This is a genomic window from Pusillimonas sp. NJUB218 (assembly GCF_003788685.1).
In the GTDB taxonomy this organism is placed as follows: domain Bacteria; phylum Pseudomonadota; class Gammaproteobacteria; order Burkholderiales; family Burkholderiaceae_B; genus Neopusillimonas.
In genome coordinates, this window is sequence record NZ_NQMK01000011.1 from 78931 (window position 1) to 94802 (window position 15872).

Sequence of the window (15872 nt, forward strand, 5' to 3'; positions counted from 1 at the left end):
TTTTTATGCGTAAGCTTTTTTAAGCAGCAACCTTGGCGGCCTGAGCTGCCATGGCGGCGTTGCGGTTGACCGCGCTTAAGATGGCCAGGAATGACGCGGTGACGATGTCGGCGTGAACACCTACACCAAAGCCCGGGCCGGCTTCGCCGACGCGCACTTCGACGTACGATGCCGCGCGGGTATCGGTGCCGATGCCAATGGCGTGTTCGTGGTAGTCGAGGATGCTGACATCCATGCCCAATGCATTGACGAAGGCCGAAATGGCGCCGTCGCCCTGCCCCTTAAGGTGGCATACCTTGCCATTGTGTTCGAGCTCGACTTCGATGGCAAAGTGATGACCAGCTTGGGCGCTGGGGTCGCCGGTAATACGGTGACGTACCAGTTTCCAGGGTCGTTCGAGGTCAAGGTATTCAGAGCGGAACAACTCGTAGACGTCGTCGGCGGTGACTTCGCGGCCGGTTTCGTCGGTCACGCGTTGAATGGCGCGGCTGAATTCGATTTGGAGGCGACGAGGCAAGACCAAGCCGTGTTCTTGTTCGAGCAGGTACGACACACCGCCTTTGCCCGATTGGCTATTGACGCGGATGACCGCATCGTAGCTGCGGCCCACGTCGGCCGGGTCGATAGGCAAGTAGGGGACTTCCCAGAGGGCGTCGGCCTGTTGCTGTGCAAAGCCTTTTTTGATGGCGTCTTGGTGCGAGCCCGAAAACGCGGTAAAGACCAGATCGCCTGCATACGGGTGACGCGGGTGTACCGGCAACTGGTTGCAGTACTCGACGCAACGACGCACTTCGTCGATATCGGAGAAATCGAGGCCGGGATGCACGCCCTGGGTGTACAAGTTAAGCGCCAAGGTGACCAGACATACGTTGCCGGTGCGTTCGCCGTTACCAAACAAGCAACCTTCGACACGGTCGGCGCCGGCCATGACGGCCAATTCGGCGGCTGCAACCGCAGTGCCGCGATCGTTGTGCGGGTGAACGCTCAGCACAATGCTGTCGCGGTTTTTAAGACGCTTGCTGATCCATTCGATTTGATCGGCATACAAGTTGGGCGTTGTAGCCTCGATGGTGGCCGGGCAGTTCAGGATGATTTTGGATGCGGGGGTTGGGCCCCAGGCCTCGACCACGGCATCGCACACTTCAAGCGCAAACTCGGGTTCGGTGGTGCTGAAGACTTCAGGCGAATATTCGTAGCGCCAGGAGGTTTCAGGGTGTTTGCCTGTGTAGGCCTTGACCAACTGCGTACCTTTTACCGCCAAGGCGCGCACTTCGTCTTTGGTCATGTTGAACACAATTTTGCGGAATGCAGGCGCGCAGGCGTTGTACAAGTGCACAATGGCTTGCTTGGCGCCGGCGGCCGCTTCAACGGTGCGTTCGATCAGGTCTTCGCGCGATTGCGTCAGCACAATAATGGTGACGTCGTCGGGGATACGGTTTTCGTCGACGAGCTTGCGGACAAAATCAAAATCGGTCTGCGAAGCGGATGGAAAGCCAACTTCGATTTCTTTGAAACCGATTTTGATCAATTGTTCGAAGAAGCGCAGCTTGCGCTCGACGCTCATGGGCTCGATGAGCGATTGGTTGCCATCGCGAAGGTCGGTGCTCATCCAGATGGGGGGCGCCGTGATGGTTTTGTTGGGCCAGGTTCGTTCAGAAAATTCGTGCGCGAACGGCACGAACGGACGGTATTTGTCGGAGGGGTTCGAGAGCATATTGCACCTGTTTCACTAAGTTTGTTGCTGCGCGTTACCCGTAAACATCGAATGAAGATTCGGCATCAACCCAAGGTTGGTAAATAACGGATAACGAAATACGGAATGGGGGCGTGGCTGAACGGCTGCCGGACTGCCACATGACGCTAGGCCCGGCAACCGATCGGTAGCAGCAGCGATAGCGAGAGAAGGGAGAGTGTGCTAGCCGTACCCGCAACCAAGCCGGCAACGGGGTTGCCGGTAGTGTTAAGAGGGGTAAAGGCCTGGGTGTTCATACCCCATAGTCAACCATATTTGCGCCAAATTGGCAAGTGTGGGCTAGGGGCCGTTGCGTGACAGCAGGGCGGCATGTTCTCGCGAAAGCTGGATTTTCGCGGCTCTGCCGCTGCGCAGCTCGGTGGCGGTTTGTTGCAGGTCTCCAACAGTAATGGGGAAGCGCGGGTCTTCCCAAACCCAGCGCAGCACAGTCAGGGCGGGTTCGGACAGCTGCGCGGCCAACCCGGCAATGACGTTGGCGTTGACCATGCGGGCATCGACCCGGCGCCTGCTGCTGCGCACAAAAGACACCAGAAAATAGGCCATAATAAGTGTGCACAGCGCTGCCAGCGCCCACCAGAAGAACGGGTTATAGCGCTTTAGCATTTGCGTAACCGGCCCGCCCAAGGCTTCAAGCCCCGAATAATCAATACCTCGGCCAAAAGCCACTAGGCGTGTCAGTAGTTCGAACCACAGCACGGCCACGACGACCACCACCACGGTACACACGATTTTGTGCGTTGCGGTAAGTTTGAGCAAGGTTTGACGTAGCGCGGCATGGTCGCGGGCGGTGGGCTGGTAGGCTGGATCTGTTTTCATGCGGGCTATTTTACCTATGCAATCGCGACATTCGTTAGAACTGCGGCAACACCAGAACCTGGCCCTGACGCCGCAGCTGCAGCAGTCGATCAGGTTTCTGCAGTTGTCGGCCCAAGACCTGGAGCAAGAAGTGGCCCAGGCGCTTGCTGACAACCCCCTGCTGGAGCGCGAGGGGGAGTACGACGCCGATGATAGCGAAGCCCGGGCCGATGCGCCATCGGATGAATACGTAGACGACAGCCCGCTGACGGCAGGTGTTTCGGGAACAGGGCGTGGCGATTTCGACGATGATGGCGGCCCGGAAATAGGGCAGGCGGTCACGTTGCGAGACCATTTGGTGCAGCAGCTGCGCCTCACGCGGGCAGGCAGGCGGGACCAGGCTCTGGTAGAGCTTTTAATCGAAGAGCTGGACGAGAACGGTTTGCTGGCGGTGTCTCTGGACGACGTGCGGGGGGTGTTGCCCGACGAGTTGGAGGTAGACGAAGATGAGTTGCTCGCCGCCTTGCGCTTGTTGCAGTCGTTTGATCCGGCAGGTGTGGGTGCCCGCTCAACGGCAGAGTGTCTGGTTTTGCAGTTGCGTCAGCGCGCTGCGTACGACCCGGAGGTGATGGCGTGCGCGATGGCGCTGGTTACGCAGCACCTGGATTTGCTGGCTCAGGGCAATGCCGCCCGTCTGGTGGCTGCTTTGGGATGTTCGCCCGACATCTTGCGCCAAGCCCATCAGCTTATTCTCACGCTCGACCCAAAGCCTGGGCGGGCCTGGTCGCAAAGTGTGGCGGACTATATCGTCCCTGAGCTGGTGGTCATCAAGAGCAAAAAGGGCTGGGAAGCGCGCTTGAACGGCGCGGCTGTGCCGCGTTTGCGCGTGAATCCGGTCTACGAGCAATGGGTGCGCGAAGACCGGAGCGGAGCAGACCGTTCAGAGATACAGGCGCAATTGCAGCAGGCGCATGGTCTGGTTAAAAGTGTCGCGCAGCGGTTTGAAACCGTCTTACGTGTGGGGCAATTTATTGTTCAGCACCAGCAGGCGTTTTTCGACAAAGGTGTACAGGCCATGCGGCCCTTGGTGTTGCGCGATATTGCCGAAGCCCTCGAATTGCACGAGTCCACGGTATCGCGGACGACACGGCAAAAGTACATGCAAACGCCCTGGGGCGTGTTCGAGCTGAAGTACTTTTTGGGTACCGCCCTGGGCGGTGAGGGGCTGGCGCCGGCGACGTCGGCCACGGCTGTGCGGGCCATGATCCGCGAGATGGTGCGCGCCGAGCCGCCCGCCAAGCCGTTGTCTGACGCCAAAATTGCCGATAAGCTCGCCGAGAAAGGCGTCGACGTTGCTCGTCGAACAGTGGCTAAATACCGCGAACTAGACGGCATCGAGCCGGCATCGGTGCGTAAGGCGCGAGCCAGTATGTCGGTCTGACCTGGGCCGGGGCTTTTGCCTGACTGTCGTGCTGCATGGGCGGCTGACGGGTTGTGTCTGCCCGCACGTCAGGGCATAACGGGTTACAAAATTATCGGTTTTTGTCGCATTCAGGGTATTGCACGCACAAAGAAACTAGATGATAATTGTTCTCATGTTCATTTGTATCTGTAACGCTATCACCGAGCGACAAGTCAAGGCAGCCGTTGCCGCTGGCGCTCACAGCATGTCCGACCTGCAAGCGCAGCTTGGGGTGGCGTCATGTTGTGGCTGCTGCGCAGACACTGCAGCCGAATACTTGCCAGGGGGCCGTCAGGCGTCGCATCAAACGGTTCATCCGTTGGGCGATCTGGTCGAACCCGCCGCCAACGACGCGGCACCCGCAGTATTCGTCGAAGTCATTGCCTGCCGGGCCTGACCCAGCGCCGCGCTCAATGTAACAGTCCCCGGGCGGTATGCGTCCCGGTGGTTGTTTTCTTCGCGTCTTTAATGAAATTCTCATCATGGCGTGGTAGCCTTTAGGTCTGCCCCCTCCAGGAGAAAAACATGAAAGGCGACGCCACCGTAATCCAGTTTCTAAACAAGCAGCTCAAAAACGAGCTGACCGCCATCAACCAGTATTTTTTGCATGCCCGTATGCTCAATCATTGGGGCTTCGATAAACTGGGCAAGCACGAATACGATGAATCTATCGGCGAAATGAAGCACGCCGACCGCCTGATCGAACGCATTTTCATGCTCGACGGCCTGCCCAATCTGCAAGATCTGCACAAACTGCTTATTGGCGAAGACGTTCCCGAATTGCTGGCCTGCGACCTCAAACTTGAGTCGGGCGCACAAGAGACCGTTAAAGAAGCCATTGCGTATTGCGAGTCAGTGCGCGATTACGTCTCGCGCGATCTGTTTCAAGACATTCTCGACGACACCGAAGAGCACATCGACTGGCTTGAAACCCAGATCGAACTGATCGACAAAGTCGGCCTGCAAAACTATCTGCAGTCGCAAATGAGTCACGACGCGTCGTAATTACGTGTCATGCCAATAAAAAAGCCGCCTAACCGGGCGGCTTTTTTGTTAAAAGTTTTTGGCTGGGCAATCTTCGACTTTGCCCCAGGCATTATTGGGGGTGCAGTACTTGTTGCGGGCTGCCCAGGCGCAACTGGGGCGGTCGAAGAAGCTTTGCGCATTGCATGCCTGCAGGTCGGATCGCAACTGCGCCAGCCAGGCCGAGGGGTGGCTTCCTTGCTGGGCAGGCAAGCTGCCGGTATTGTCGAGCGCAGGAGCGGGCGGTTGGTCGGGCATCTCGACGGGCTGTAGCGGTGTCCCCGATTGCCCGCCTTGTTTGCCAATAGAAGAAATCAGGTCGCCGACATCGGCGATGCCCATCAGACGCCCGCTTTCAAGGGCGGCAATTTGCTCGGCCTCGGCCATTGTGATGCGCGTTGTGGCAATAGAAATAACGTTGGACGCCAGCAGGTTGGTGGGGTTCTCGTTGACGACTTCCCAGGCGACCGATTCGAACGGCTCGGGGATGGCCAGACGCCCGCTGACCAGAGGCTGCGGGGGTTGAGCCGAAAACGGCCGGCCATCGGCGTCGAGTACGGGAACCGGGGCGATTTCAGGGCGACCGGGTGCCGCAGATGCCATGGGGCCGTTGGCCACCAGCCATTCGCCCAGGCGCAATCCGCCCCAGGCCGAGGCAGCCATAAAAAGGGCCAAAATGGCAAAAATGAAACGCCAGGACATCCTAAACCTTGGTAGCTGAGTTATCCGAAGTATAAAACGTTCGCTTCTAACCGAACGTGAACACATCTATTCAAACGTAAAAACAGGCTGAAAATTTGAACTACTTTGTAAACACCTGGCCACCATGTTCGCGCATGGTATGGAAGGTAATGTCGGGGTAAAGCTCTTGTACCACCCGCAGCTGCGCTTGCGATGATGCCAGAAATGCGGGCGCTTCGACCACGTCGTAGGCAATATTGCCCGCGTTGTTGTCGATGAATTTCTGCAACGTTTTGGCATCGCTGGCGGTTATCCAGCGCGCCAGACTGTAGCGCGACGACATCATCCGGGCTTCAACGCCATACTCGGTTTTGAGCCGATGGGCCACGACCTCGAACTGCAATTGGCCCACTGCACCCAACAGCAAGGCGCCGCCGGCGGCAATGGGCCGGAACACCTGAATGGCGCCTTCTTCGCCCAGTTGCGTCAGGCCGGTACGCAATTGCTTGGTACGTAAAGGATCTTTGACTTCAACGGCTTGAAAGAGTTCGGGGGCAAAGAAGGGCAGCCCGGTAAACTGCAGGTTTTCGCCTTCGGTCAGGACGTCGCCCAGGTGCAGTACGCCGTGGTTGGGGATACCGATAACGTCGCCGGCATAGGCCTGTTCCACCAGTTCGCGTCGTTGCGACAAGAATGACACCACGTTGTTGGGGCGAATTTCTTTGCCGGTGCGCGAAACCTTGAGCCGCATCCCCCGGTTGAATTCCCCCGAGCTGACGCGCACAAACGCCACGCGGTCGCGGTGGGCCGGGTCCATATTGGCTTGTACCTTGAACACGACACCGCTGAATTTGGGCTCATCGGGTTGCACTTGACGCTGTACGGCTTGGCGCGGGCCAGGTTGCGGCGCCAGGTCGACCAGGGCATCCAGCACTTCTTGTACGCCGAAATTGTTAATGGCTGACCCGAAGAAGACCGGGGTCTGCTTGCCGGCCAAAAAGGCGGCATGGTCGAACTCGGGGGCCGCGGCCTCAATCAGTTCGATTTCGTCGTTGGCTTTGGCAAAGGCATCACCAAAACGTTGGGCGATTTCAGGGTTATTGCGCCCTTCGATCAGGTCATCGTCGTCGTTGCGGCGCTCTTGCCCGGCGCGAAACACGCGCATGCGGTCGCGGCGGATGTCGAACACCCCCCCGAACGAACGACCCATGCCCACCGGCCACGAGAACGGCACGGCATCCATACCCAGGTGCGCTTCGATTTCGGACAGCAGATTCAATGGCTCTTGGACTTCGCGATCGAGCTTGTTGATGAACGTGATGATGGGGGTGTTGCGCGCGCGGCAAACCTGCAGCAGGCGGATCGTTTGGGGTTCGACGCCGTTAGCGGCGTCAATGACCATTAGCGCCGCGTCAACGGCCGTCAGCACCCGGTAGGTGTCTTCCGAGAAGTCTTGGTGCCCCGGGGTGTCGAGCAGGTTGATCACGCAATCGCGGTATTCCATTTGCATGACCGACGACGCGACCGAAATACCCCGCTGCTTTTCAATTTCCATCCAGTCGGATGAGGCATGACGGCTGGCTTTGCGTGCCTTGACGCTGCCGGCGATTTGAATCGCGCCTGCGAATAGCAGCAGTTTCTCGGTGAGCGTGGTTTTACCCGCGTCGGGGTGGGAAATAATCGCAAAGGTGCGCCGACGGGCGACTTCGTTGGCAATAAGGGATGACATGAATGAGTGAGTGCGGTTGAGCGCCGTCGCGCCAGGCGACGGCATGGGCAAAGCAAGCCCCCATTGTAGCCGGGGTTTGTCAGGGCTCAGTAAAGGCCTGGCTTATGCCCTCTAGCAAGGGGCTGGCCAAATAAGAGAACAGCGAGCGTTCCCCAGTGAGTATGGCCACGCTGACGGGTACGCCGGGCAGCAGCGGGTAGCGTAGTGCATGGTTTTCGAACGCTAGCGCTGCGGGCCTGATGCGTACCCGATAGTACGGTGTCTTCTGCTCGTCCATGACCGAGTCTGGGCTGATGTCGACGACCTCGCCTTGCATGGGGGTGTAGCCGCGGGCCACAGACGACATCAACTGGATGCGCGCGGGCTGGCCTTCGTGCACCATGCCCACGTCGCCCACGGGCAGACGCGCCTCGATGAGTACGGGCTCGTCGGCGGGGACCAGCGTCATCAGGGTGCCCCCGGGTTGCAGTACGCCGCCCTGGGTCACAATATTCAGCGTCAGGACGACACCGTCTATGGGGGCCCGCACTACCGAACGCGCCTGGCTATCGGTAAACTTGCGCTGACGCTCCTGCAGCTCTGTGCGTTGACGCTGCACATCGGCCAGCTCTTTCTGTAAGCCCTCGGTATCGCCCGACCCCAGTGTTTCAAGCGCCGCACGTTCTTGTCCAAGCGCGGCCTCAACGCGTCGCAGCGACGCTTCGATTTCGAGCAGGCTTCCGCGCGCCTGCTCTTCCTCTTTTAGCAGGTTAAGGTGTTCGTAGCGGTTGGCCAACCCTTCCCGCATCAGTCGGTTGCTGATACCGATCTGTTCGCGTAATAGTTTGAGTCGAGAGGCGGTGCTGGCTTGTCGGCTCTTCAATTCGGCCTGCTCGGCCAAGCGCTGTTCTATTTTTTGTTTTTGCTCTTCAGAAGAAGAGCCCAGCCGCGACTTCTGCGCCTTGAACAAGGCGCGCGCTAGTTCGACCTGTTCCGGAAAGCGGGTGGTCAGGTCGTCGGGGACCGCGAAGTCGTCGGCGTCGGCCAGTTGTGCCTCTAGCCGCAAGGCGCGAATTTGCAGCCCGGCGATGGCGGCTTCCAGCTCTCGCATTTCGGCATCGTTTGCGACGCGTTCGATTTCGGCCAGAGGCTGATTAGCCGTCACACGTTCGCCCTCGCGCACCAGAATGCGCCGGACAATACCGCCCTCGAGGTGCTGTACGGTTTTGGTTTGACCGGCATTAATCACCTCGCCAGTCGAGTGACTGGCAATGTCCAGCGTGAACAATAAAGACCAGATCAGCAGAACGAGCAGAAACAGACCCGTGAATCGAATGGTCATCCGACTGGACACAATTTCGTCGGTTGGCAAAGCCGGGTCGTCGCTGCGGGGAAGCAACAGGCGTCCCAACCACTGCGTTAGCCGGCTTTTCGACAGGCGCTCAAGCACAGGATGGGGTTTGGGCCCGGTCTGTGTGGCCGATTGCAGTTGCGCGAGCGTTTCAAGGGCGTCTTCGTTGCTACCGACTGTGTCGGTGCCTGCCGCCGCGCTCAGATCGGCGTGTTTTGTTGTGTCGGGGCGATTGGATGTCATGTCGCCGCTCCGTCCAGCGTGCTGCGTAGCGTTTTGGGTGTGGGCTTGGCGCCCAGGTCAACGACGGTTTGTGCGGCCGACACAATGAAAGATTCGTTACTCATGATCAGCAGAGTCCTGCCTTCGCGGGACAGGCGGTTCAGCAGGGCTGCCAGGGCTTTGCATCCCTCGGCGTCTACACCTTCAGAAGGGTCGTCAAGAATGACCAGTTGCCCTTGACCCAGCAGCGCACGCACCAGCGCCAGACGGCGTCGTATACCCACCGGAATGGTCGCGCCAGCGTTTCGCACAGGCATGTCCAGCCCTTCCGAGCCGGCTTCGATAAACCGGCCAATGGCCAGTTCGCGGCACAAAGCCAGAATGTCGTCATCGGTGGCGTCGGGCGCCAATACCACCAGATTCTCGCGCAGTGTGCCGTCGAAGAAGGCGGGTTCTTGTGGCAAGTAGGCAATTTGGTGGCGCCACCAGTCGGGCGCTGCTTGTCGCAGGTCCATGCGGTCGGCCAGAAGACGGCCGCGCGACGGCTCGAGCAGGCCAGCGAACAACCGGGCCAGTGTCGTCTTGCCGCTCCCGTTGGCGCCGCTGAATACCGTGACATGGCCGGCCGGTATATTCAGCCAGAAGTGTTCGAATATGGGGGTAGGTTGTCGGGGGTAGGCAAAGGCAAGATCTTCAAGGGCCATTGCGCCGTTGTACGTCGATAGCCGCATGCCGTCAGCGCGTTCTTTGGGAATGCTGCACAGTTGCCGGATCAGGCTGAGCGCCCGTTCGCCGCGGCCAATCTGCTCGCCCAGCCCAAGGGCGCGGGTCAGCGCGGCTAACGCGCGGCTGGCCAGAATATTGGCTCCGATCAGGGTGCCCACGTCAAGGTGTCCGGCCATGACCAGCTTCGCGCCCAGCCCCATGACCAGCATACTCATTAGCAAAGTGCCGGCGTAGGCGGCGTTTTGCATGATGTTCTGCAAGCGGTTGGTTTCTGCCCGTACTGCTGTCAACTCTTCGACCAAGGTGTCCCATTTTTGGGCCAGCGGTGTTGCGGCCGAAAACACCCGAACCATTTCGCCGTGTGTGGTCAGCGCATGCTGATGGCCGGCCAGTTGAATGCTGGCCTTGCTTTGGGCCTGCATGGGGTCGCCAAGCCGTTGCTGCGCCATGAGCGAAACCACGGCCACGGCGGCCATCAGCAACAGCGCCAGTACCGCCAGCACCGGGCTGATCAGCGCCAGCACGCACAAAAAGACCAATGCAAAAGGTGCGTCGAGCAGGGTAACCAGATTCGGCGCGCCATACACTTGTTGCAGAGTAGATTGCCCAGCGATGATTTCGCGCCGGGCTGCGGCGGGGAGCTGATCCAGCAAGCCATACTGCCCGCGCGCGGCACTGTCGAAAATCTCGACGGATAAGTCGCGGTCGGCCCGCGCGCACAGCCATTGCGCGATTTTTAATCGTGCCCCGCGCAATACCAGCTCGAAAACAACGGCAATCAGTGCGCCCAGGGTCAGGCTGATCAGGGTGGCGTCGACACCCAGGGCCAGATAGCGATTCAGTACCTGAATACTGTAAAGCGAACTGGCCAGCCCAAGTAGGTTGATCAATAGAGACGACACCAGCAGTTCGTTGCGTAACTGCCGGTGCCGTGAAAGACGCTTGAGAAACTCCTGCATTACGTACTTTGCGGTTGAATAGTGTCTTCGGGAAGGGTGTGCGCCGTCGGCTGGTTGGCCATTTCGGCCAGGGCCACCATTTGACTGCCATCGACGCCTGCAGCGGTGTCCGCGTCGTAATACAGTCGCGTAACATCACCGTCGGAAATCAGGAAGAAGGCCGCGCCGGTGTGATTGCCCCCGGTAATCGCCGCTTCCAGTTCGTCGAGCTCACCGTTGTCGCCGGTGCCGAACCGGAACTGGCCGGGTGCAAAACTGATGCGATAAACATCGGCATCGGCTTGGGCGGCCAGTTGGTTGAGCGTGGTGAGCACGTCGGTGTCGTAACCCTGAGAGATGGACGACAGCGAGGTCAGCCCGCCGAAATTGCTTGGGTTGAAGGTGATGGCATCGACCCCGGCCTCGAAGTCGAGAATCGAGTCCATACCCTCGGTGGGCGATTCGTAGTGGAAGCGGTCAGCACCTGCACCGCCTGTCAACACATCGGCCCCCATGCCGCCGGTCAGCACGTCGTTGCCCGCGCCGCCCAGCAACGTGTCAGACCCGTTACCGCCGAATAGTTGATCGTTGCCGCCCAGCCCTTGCAGGGTGTCGTCACTGGCCGTGCCTCGCAAGACATCATCGCCATTGCCGGCCACATCGTCATTAACCAGGGTTGTGGTGGTCGATACCAGTGCGGTGGTGGCGTCGGCCGTACGGGTGACAACAATGTTCAGCGACTCGTTGGCTTCGACCCAGTTGTCGCCTTGCACCGTAATGCTGAACGTGAGTTCGGTGGCGTTTGGTGCGAACGTCAGCACGCCGGACGGCAAAGTCCCGCCAGCCAGGTCATCGCCGTCAGCCCCTTGGTTGGCGCCCGAAAGCGCCTTCCAGTAGAAGGTTTCAGATTGGTCTGACGGGTTGCGCGTAAGGGTGTAAGTCAGCACTTGGGTGGTGGCTGCCGCGCCTTCGGTGACACTGGCCGGGCCGGTCAGGGCCAGCCCCAGATCGTCATCGCCAATAACGCCGCCGATGCTGCTGCTGCCGCCCGCCAGGGCCGGGTGCGTGAACGTAATGTCAAAGGCTTCGTTGCCTTCGCGTTCGGTATCGCCCCTGATAGGCAGGCTGAACAGCATTTCGGACACGCCTGCGGCCAGCGTAATGGTGCCGGTTAGCGGGATACCGAAATCGCCGGCGTTTACGGCGCCCGAAATAGCGTAGTTGATGGTGATGGCCTGGTTGTCGGGGCCGGCGCGCAAGATGCGATAGCTTAAGGCATTGTTGTCGCCGGGCTGGCCTTCAGGTCGCTCGCTGTCCAGCGCAATAATGGTCAGGTCGACATCGTCGCCGACAATGGTGGCCCGTGCGGTACCTTGCAGCGGGTTCACAATGGTGCCGGGTGCGGTGGCGTTTAACGTCACCGTGAACTGTTCGTTGGCTTCGCCGATGTCATCGCCGTAAACCTCGATCTCGATGGTTTTGCTGGTTTCGTTGGCGGCAAAAGACAGCGTGCCGCCAGGCAATACGCCACCTACGAAATCGGCTGCATTGGCCGGTTCTGCCCCCGTGCCGCCAACCGACCAACTGATGTCGGCGGGCAGGTCGGTAGCCCCGCTGCGCGTAATAGTGAAGCGGAATACGGTTGTGACGCCGTTGCTGCCTTCGTCTAGTGCGCTGTCAACCGCAACCACCGAGAACTGACTGTCGTCATTCAGTATGGTGCCGCTGGCGTTGGGGGTAATGATGGTGATGTCGACCGGGTTGTACAGCACCACATCAAAGGTCTGATCAGCGCCCAGCGTGCTGTCACCGGCGACCTGAACCACGATGTCTTTGTAGGTTTCGCCCGCAGCAAACGTGAGCGTGCTGCCGGGGTAGGCGCCGCCCACGAAGTCGCCGGCATTAGCGGGGTAGGTGCCCGTGCCTTCAACGCGCCATTGCACCGAAGCGGCGCTACTGGCATCGCCCACACGCTCTACCCGGAAGGTGTATTCGGTGGTCTGGCCGTCATTGCCTTCGTGTTTGTCAACGTTGCCCAGCGGCGTAATCACCAGGCCGGTGTCGTCGTTTTGAATGACGGTTTCGGCCTGGCCTTCAAGAATGGTGGCGCCTTGGGCGTCGGACAGTTGCACCGAGAAGGTTTCATCGCGTTCGCCGTCACCGTCCTGAGTGACGTAAATCGTGATGGTCTTCGATGTTTCGCCTACCCCGAAGGCCACGACCCCTGATGGGTAGAACCCCCCGAAGTCTTCGGCATTGGCGACAACGCTGCCCGAGGGGATGACCTCCCAGCGCACGCTGGACGTCACGCCGGTGTTTCCGCTTCGGGTGACTGTAAAGGTGTAGGGCGTGCCGTCTTCGTTGATACCGGCGCTGCCTTCGGCGATGCCGCTGGGGTGGTCGGCACGAATGAACAGGACGGGGTCGTCGTTACGTACAACAGCATCCACACGCCCGCCATTGACGCTGGTGTCGATGGTTGAGCCAAAGCTGGGGTTGGTCAGCCAGACCTGGAAGCCTTCGTCATATTCGCCCAGAACGTCGCCGCGGACTTCGACGGTAATTTCTTTGAAAGTCTCGCCATCGGCGAATGTGACGGTGCCCGTGGCATTGACCAGCTCGTCGGCAGACAAGGCATGACTGCTGCTACCGGCGGCGTTCCACTGAACGCTGGCTTCGCCGGTGGCGCTGCCCACACGATCAATACGGAATGTAAATTGGGTCGTGCCCACGTCGCCTTCGGGTTGGTCGGCAACCACGGCCACCAGTTTCAGCAGGTCATCGTCGTCGGTGATGGTGCCGGTGGCATTGTTGTTGACGACATCGGCATTGGCGGTTGCGTTCGATAACTGCAGAGTGAAGTTTTCGTTGCCTTCGTAGCTGCCGTCACCGTTAAGGTCGATGTAGATGTCTTTGACGGTTTCGTTGGCGGCGAAAGTCAGTTGACCCGACGGCAGTACATTGCCGGCAAAGTCGGTGGCGGTGGCCGTGCCGGCGATAACCGCCCAGTCGACCGTGGTTTCGCCCGACAGGTCGCCGGTACGCGTGACGGTGTAATGCAGGCGGCCGGCGCCGGCGTTGTCACCCTCAACGATATTGCCCACAACAGCGGTAACGGTCAGGTCGACATCATCGTTACGAATCGTGCCTGTGGCCGTGGTGGCGTCGGGGTTGAGGGTACTGCCAGCACCCGGGTTGTACAGTTCGACCGTGAAGTCTTCGTCCAGTTCGACGGTGCGATCACCGGCGGGCCGTATCGTAATGACTTTGGTGCTTTCCCCATCGGCAAACGTAACCGTGCCGGTATTGGCAACAAAGTCGTCGGCATCGGTCGTGCCGTGCACAATACGCCAGTCAACAGTAGACGTGCCGGCCAGGCTGCCGGTACGCGTGACGGTGAAGGTCAGTTCGCCTGCCGTACCCGAGCCTTCGGCCCCGTCGGGGGCCGTAGCCGTAATGGCCAAAATGTCGTCGTCATTGGCAATGATCGCATCAACACTGGTGTTGGCAAATGTGTGGTGCAAGCCATCGTTGGCGTCGTCGGGTACCGAGATGTTCACGGCAAAGCCCTGGTCGGCTTCCAGTACGCTGTCGCCCGAGACCCAGACGGTAATGGTTTGGGTCATTTGGCCCTGGGCGAAGCTGACCACTCCTGACGGGAAGGCCTCGCCCGCGAAGTCGTCGGCATCGGCCGGGTGATCCCCTTGCGGGGACACCGTCCAGGTCAGGCTGGTGGGCCCTTGGCCCCCCGTGCGGGTGATCGTGAAGGTATAAGCAGTGGCGCCGTTGTCGCCTTCGACCGGTGTCGAGGCCGGTGTCAATGTCCATTCAACATCGTCGCTAACGACCGTGCCTGTTGCCGAGCCCGTCACAATCTGTGAGCCCGTCGAAGCGTTGCTCAGGTTGATGCTGAAGCTTTCGTCGGGCTCGACGTCGCGATCGCCCAGTACGGTAATGGTGATGGTTTGGCTGCTGGCCCCGTCGGTAAACGACAGCTGGCCCGCAAGTGTCTGGCCGGCCTTAAGGTCGTCGTTTGTCAGTGCGCCTGGGTTAAATGCCCAGTCGACAGTGCTGTTCAGCGCCAGGTTGCCGGTGCGCGTCACGGTAAAGGTGTAAACGGTTTCGATGCCGTCATGGCTTTCAATGTGCCGGGCGTCGGTCGCGACGATGGCCAGCGCCACGTCGTCGTTCACGATGGTGGCGTCGGCCGTGGCGGTTTCAAACACGACGCTGTCTGGGCCGGTCAGCGTCAGGCGGAAGCCTTCGTTGCTCTCGGCCTGGTAATCGCCCTTGACCTGTACCCGGACTTCGGCGGTTTGTTGGCCGGGAGTGAAGGTGACTATGCCGGTTGTAGCGGCAAAGTCGTCTGCATTGGCCGGGTGGTCACCCACACCTGCGACCGACCAGTTAAGGATTTGGTTGCCGTTTAAATTGCCGGTACGTGTCACGATAAAGACAAATTCGGTCGTCCCGGTACCGCCTTCGTCTAGCGCCGGCTGTGTCGGGGCAGCCACGTTAAAGACAACGTCGTCGGCCCGAATGGTGCCGCTGGCGGTGGCCTGGTCGATCGTCACGCCGCTGGCGGGGTTGCTAAGGGTAACGGTAAAGCCCTCGTCGGCCTCGCCCAGCAGATCGCCGCTTACATCAACAGTAAGGGTCACGCTGGCTTGCCCGGCCGGCAAGGTAAGCGTGCCAGAGGGGAACGAACCGCCGAAGTCATCGGCGTCGGCGGCGTGTAGCCCCGACCCGGTAATGGCCCAGTTGACGGTTTGGGCGCTGGTCAGGTCGCCGCTACGTGTCACCGTAAAGGTAAAGGGTGTTGTGCCGCTGTTGCCCTCGGCCTTGTCGGCCGAGGCGGCGGTAATACTGATGGTCGAATCGTCGTTGACAATGGTGCTGCTGGCCGTGCCTGAACCGGCCAGAATTTGTCCGCCAGAGGGGCTTTCCAGCGTAATGCTGAAGGGCTCATCGGCTTCTTGGGTGCTGTCGCCGTTGACGTAAATGGTGATGGTTTTGCTGGTTTCGTTGGCGGCGAAACTGACCGTACCGCTGGGCAGGCCGTTGTTGTTAGATAAAGCGTCCAGCGGCGTCTGCCCATCGACGCTATTGAAGTCGGTCGCATTAACGGCGCTCAACGCCGAGCTCAGCTTCCAGTTCACACTGCCGCTGCCGCTGGTATCGCCGGTACGCGTAACGGTAAACGTAAACGCCGT

At 59.8% G+C, this 15872-nt stretch carries 10 protein-coding genes; 3 read left to right on the forward strand and 7 right to left on the reverse strand.

Translation table 11 applies throughout. The features are described from left to right. Window positions 1-19: 19 nt before the first annotated feature. Window positions 20-1714 carry a 2-isopropylmalate synthase gene (gene leuA, locus CHR62_RS14210; protein WP_093971084.1) on the reverse strand — a complete coding sequence of 565 codons (1695 nt, stop codon included), beginning with the start codon at window positions 1712-1714 and terminating at the stop codon, window positions 20-22. A gap of 318 nt (window positions 1715-2032) precedes the next feature. Beyond that, complete coding sequence (locus CHR62_RS14215) at window positions 2033-2569, reverse strand: hypothetical protein (RefSeq protein ID WP_093971083.1); 537 nt, start codon at window positions 2567-2569, stop codon at window positions 2033-2035. Here CHR62_RS14215 and rpoN point away from each other — a divergent pair. The 3 genes from rpoN (at window position 2568) to bfr (ending at window position 5015) form a co-directional block, all read left to right on the forward strand. Beyond that, window positions 2568-3989: an RNA polymerase factor sigma-54 gene (rpoN, locus tag CHR62_RS14220; protein ID WP_123661351.1), complete on the forward strand. Its 1422-nt coding sequence runs from the start codon at window positions 2568-2570 to the stop codon at window positions 3987-3989. The genes CHR62_RS14215 and rpoN overlap by 2 nt on opposite strands. Window positions 3990-4128: 139 nt before the next feature. Continuing rightward, a complete protein-coding gene (locus CHR62_RS14225; protein WP_370318066.1) occupies window positions 4129-4407 on the forward strand; it encodes a (2Fe-2S)-binding protein in 279 nt (92 codons plus the stop codon). Between the two features lie 128 nt (window positions 4408-4535). After that, window positions 4536-5015 carry a bacterioferritin gene (gene bfr, locus CHR62_RS14230; protein WP_093971081.1) on the forward strand — a complete coding sequence of 160 codons (480 nt, stop codon included), beginning with the start codon at window positions 4536-4538 and terminating at the stop codon, window positions 5013-5015. Window positions 5016-5063: 48 nt separating this feature from the next. On the opposite strand, the gene CHR62_RS14235 is transcribed toward bfr, so the two are convergent. From CHR62_RS14235 to CHR62_RS16015, 5 genes are all read right to left on the reverse strand, one after another. Continuing rightward, the gene (locus tag CHR62_RS14235; RefSeq protein ID WP_123661352.1) at window positions 5064-5735 is read right to left on the reverse strand and encodes a hypothetical protein; all 672 of its coding nucleotides are present in this window, start codon (window positions 5733-5735) and stop codon (window positions 5064-5066) included. Window positions 5736-5835: 100 nt separating this feature from the next. Then, window positions 5836-7443: a peptide chain release factor 3 gene (locus CHR62_RS14240; protein WP_093971079.1), complete on the reverse strand. Its 1608-nt coding sequence runs from the start codon at window positions 7441-7443 to the stop codon at window positions 5836-5838. Window positions 7444-7522: 79 nt separating this feature from the next. Beyond that, a complete protein-coding gene (locus tag CHR62_RS14245) occupies window positions 7523-9016 on the reverse strand; it encodes an HlyD family type I secretion periplasmic adaptor subunit (RefSeq protein ID WP_123661353.1) in 1494 nt (497 codons plus the stop codon). Further along, the gene (locus CHR62_RS14250; protein WP_123661354.1) at window positions 9013-10680 is read right to left on the reverse strand and encodes an ATP-binding cassette domain-containing protein; all 1668 of its coding nucleotides are present in this window, start codon (window positions 10678-10680) and stop codon (window positions 9013-9015) included. Before CHR62_RS14250 ends, CHR62_RS14245 begins: the two co-directional genes overlap by 4 nt. Then, entirely contained in the window at window positions 10680-15818 is a 5139-nt protein-coding gene (locus CHR62_RS16015; protein WP_370318067.1) for a Calx-beta domain-containing protein, read from the reverse strand. Before CHR62_RS16015 ends, CHR62_RS14250 begins: the two co-directional genes overlap by 1 nt. Between the last annotated feature and the right edge of the window lie 54 nt (window positions 15819-15872).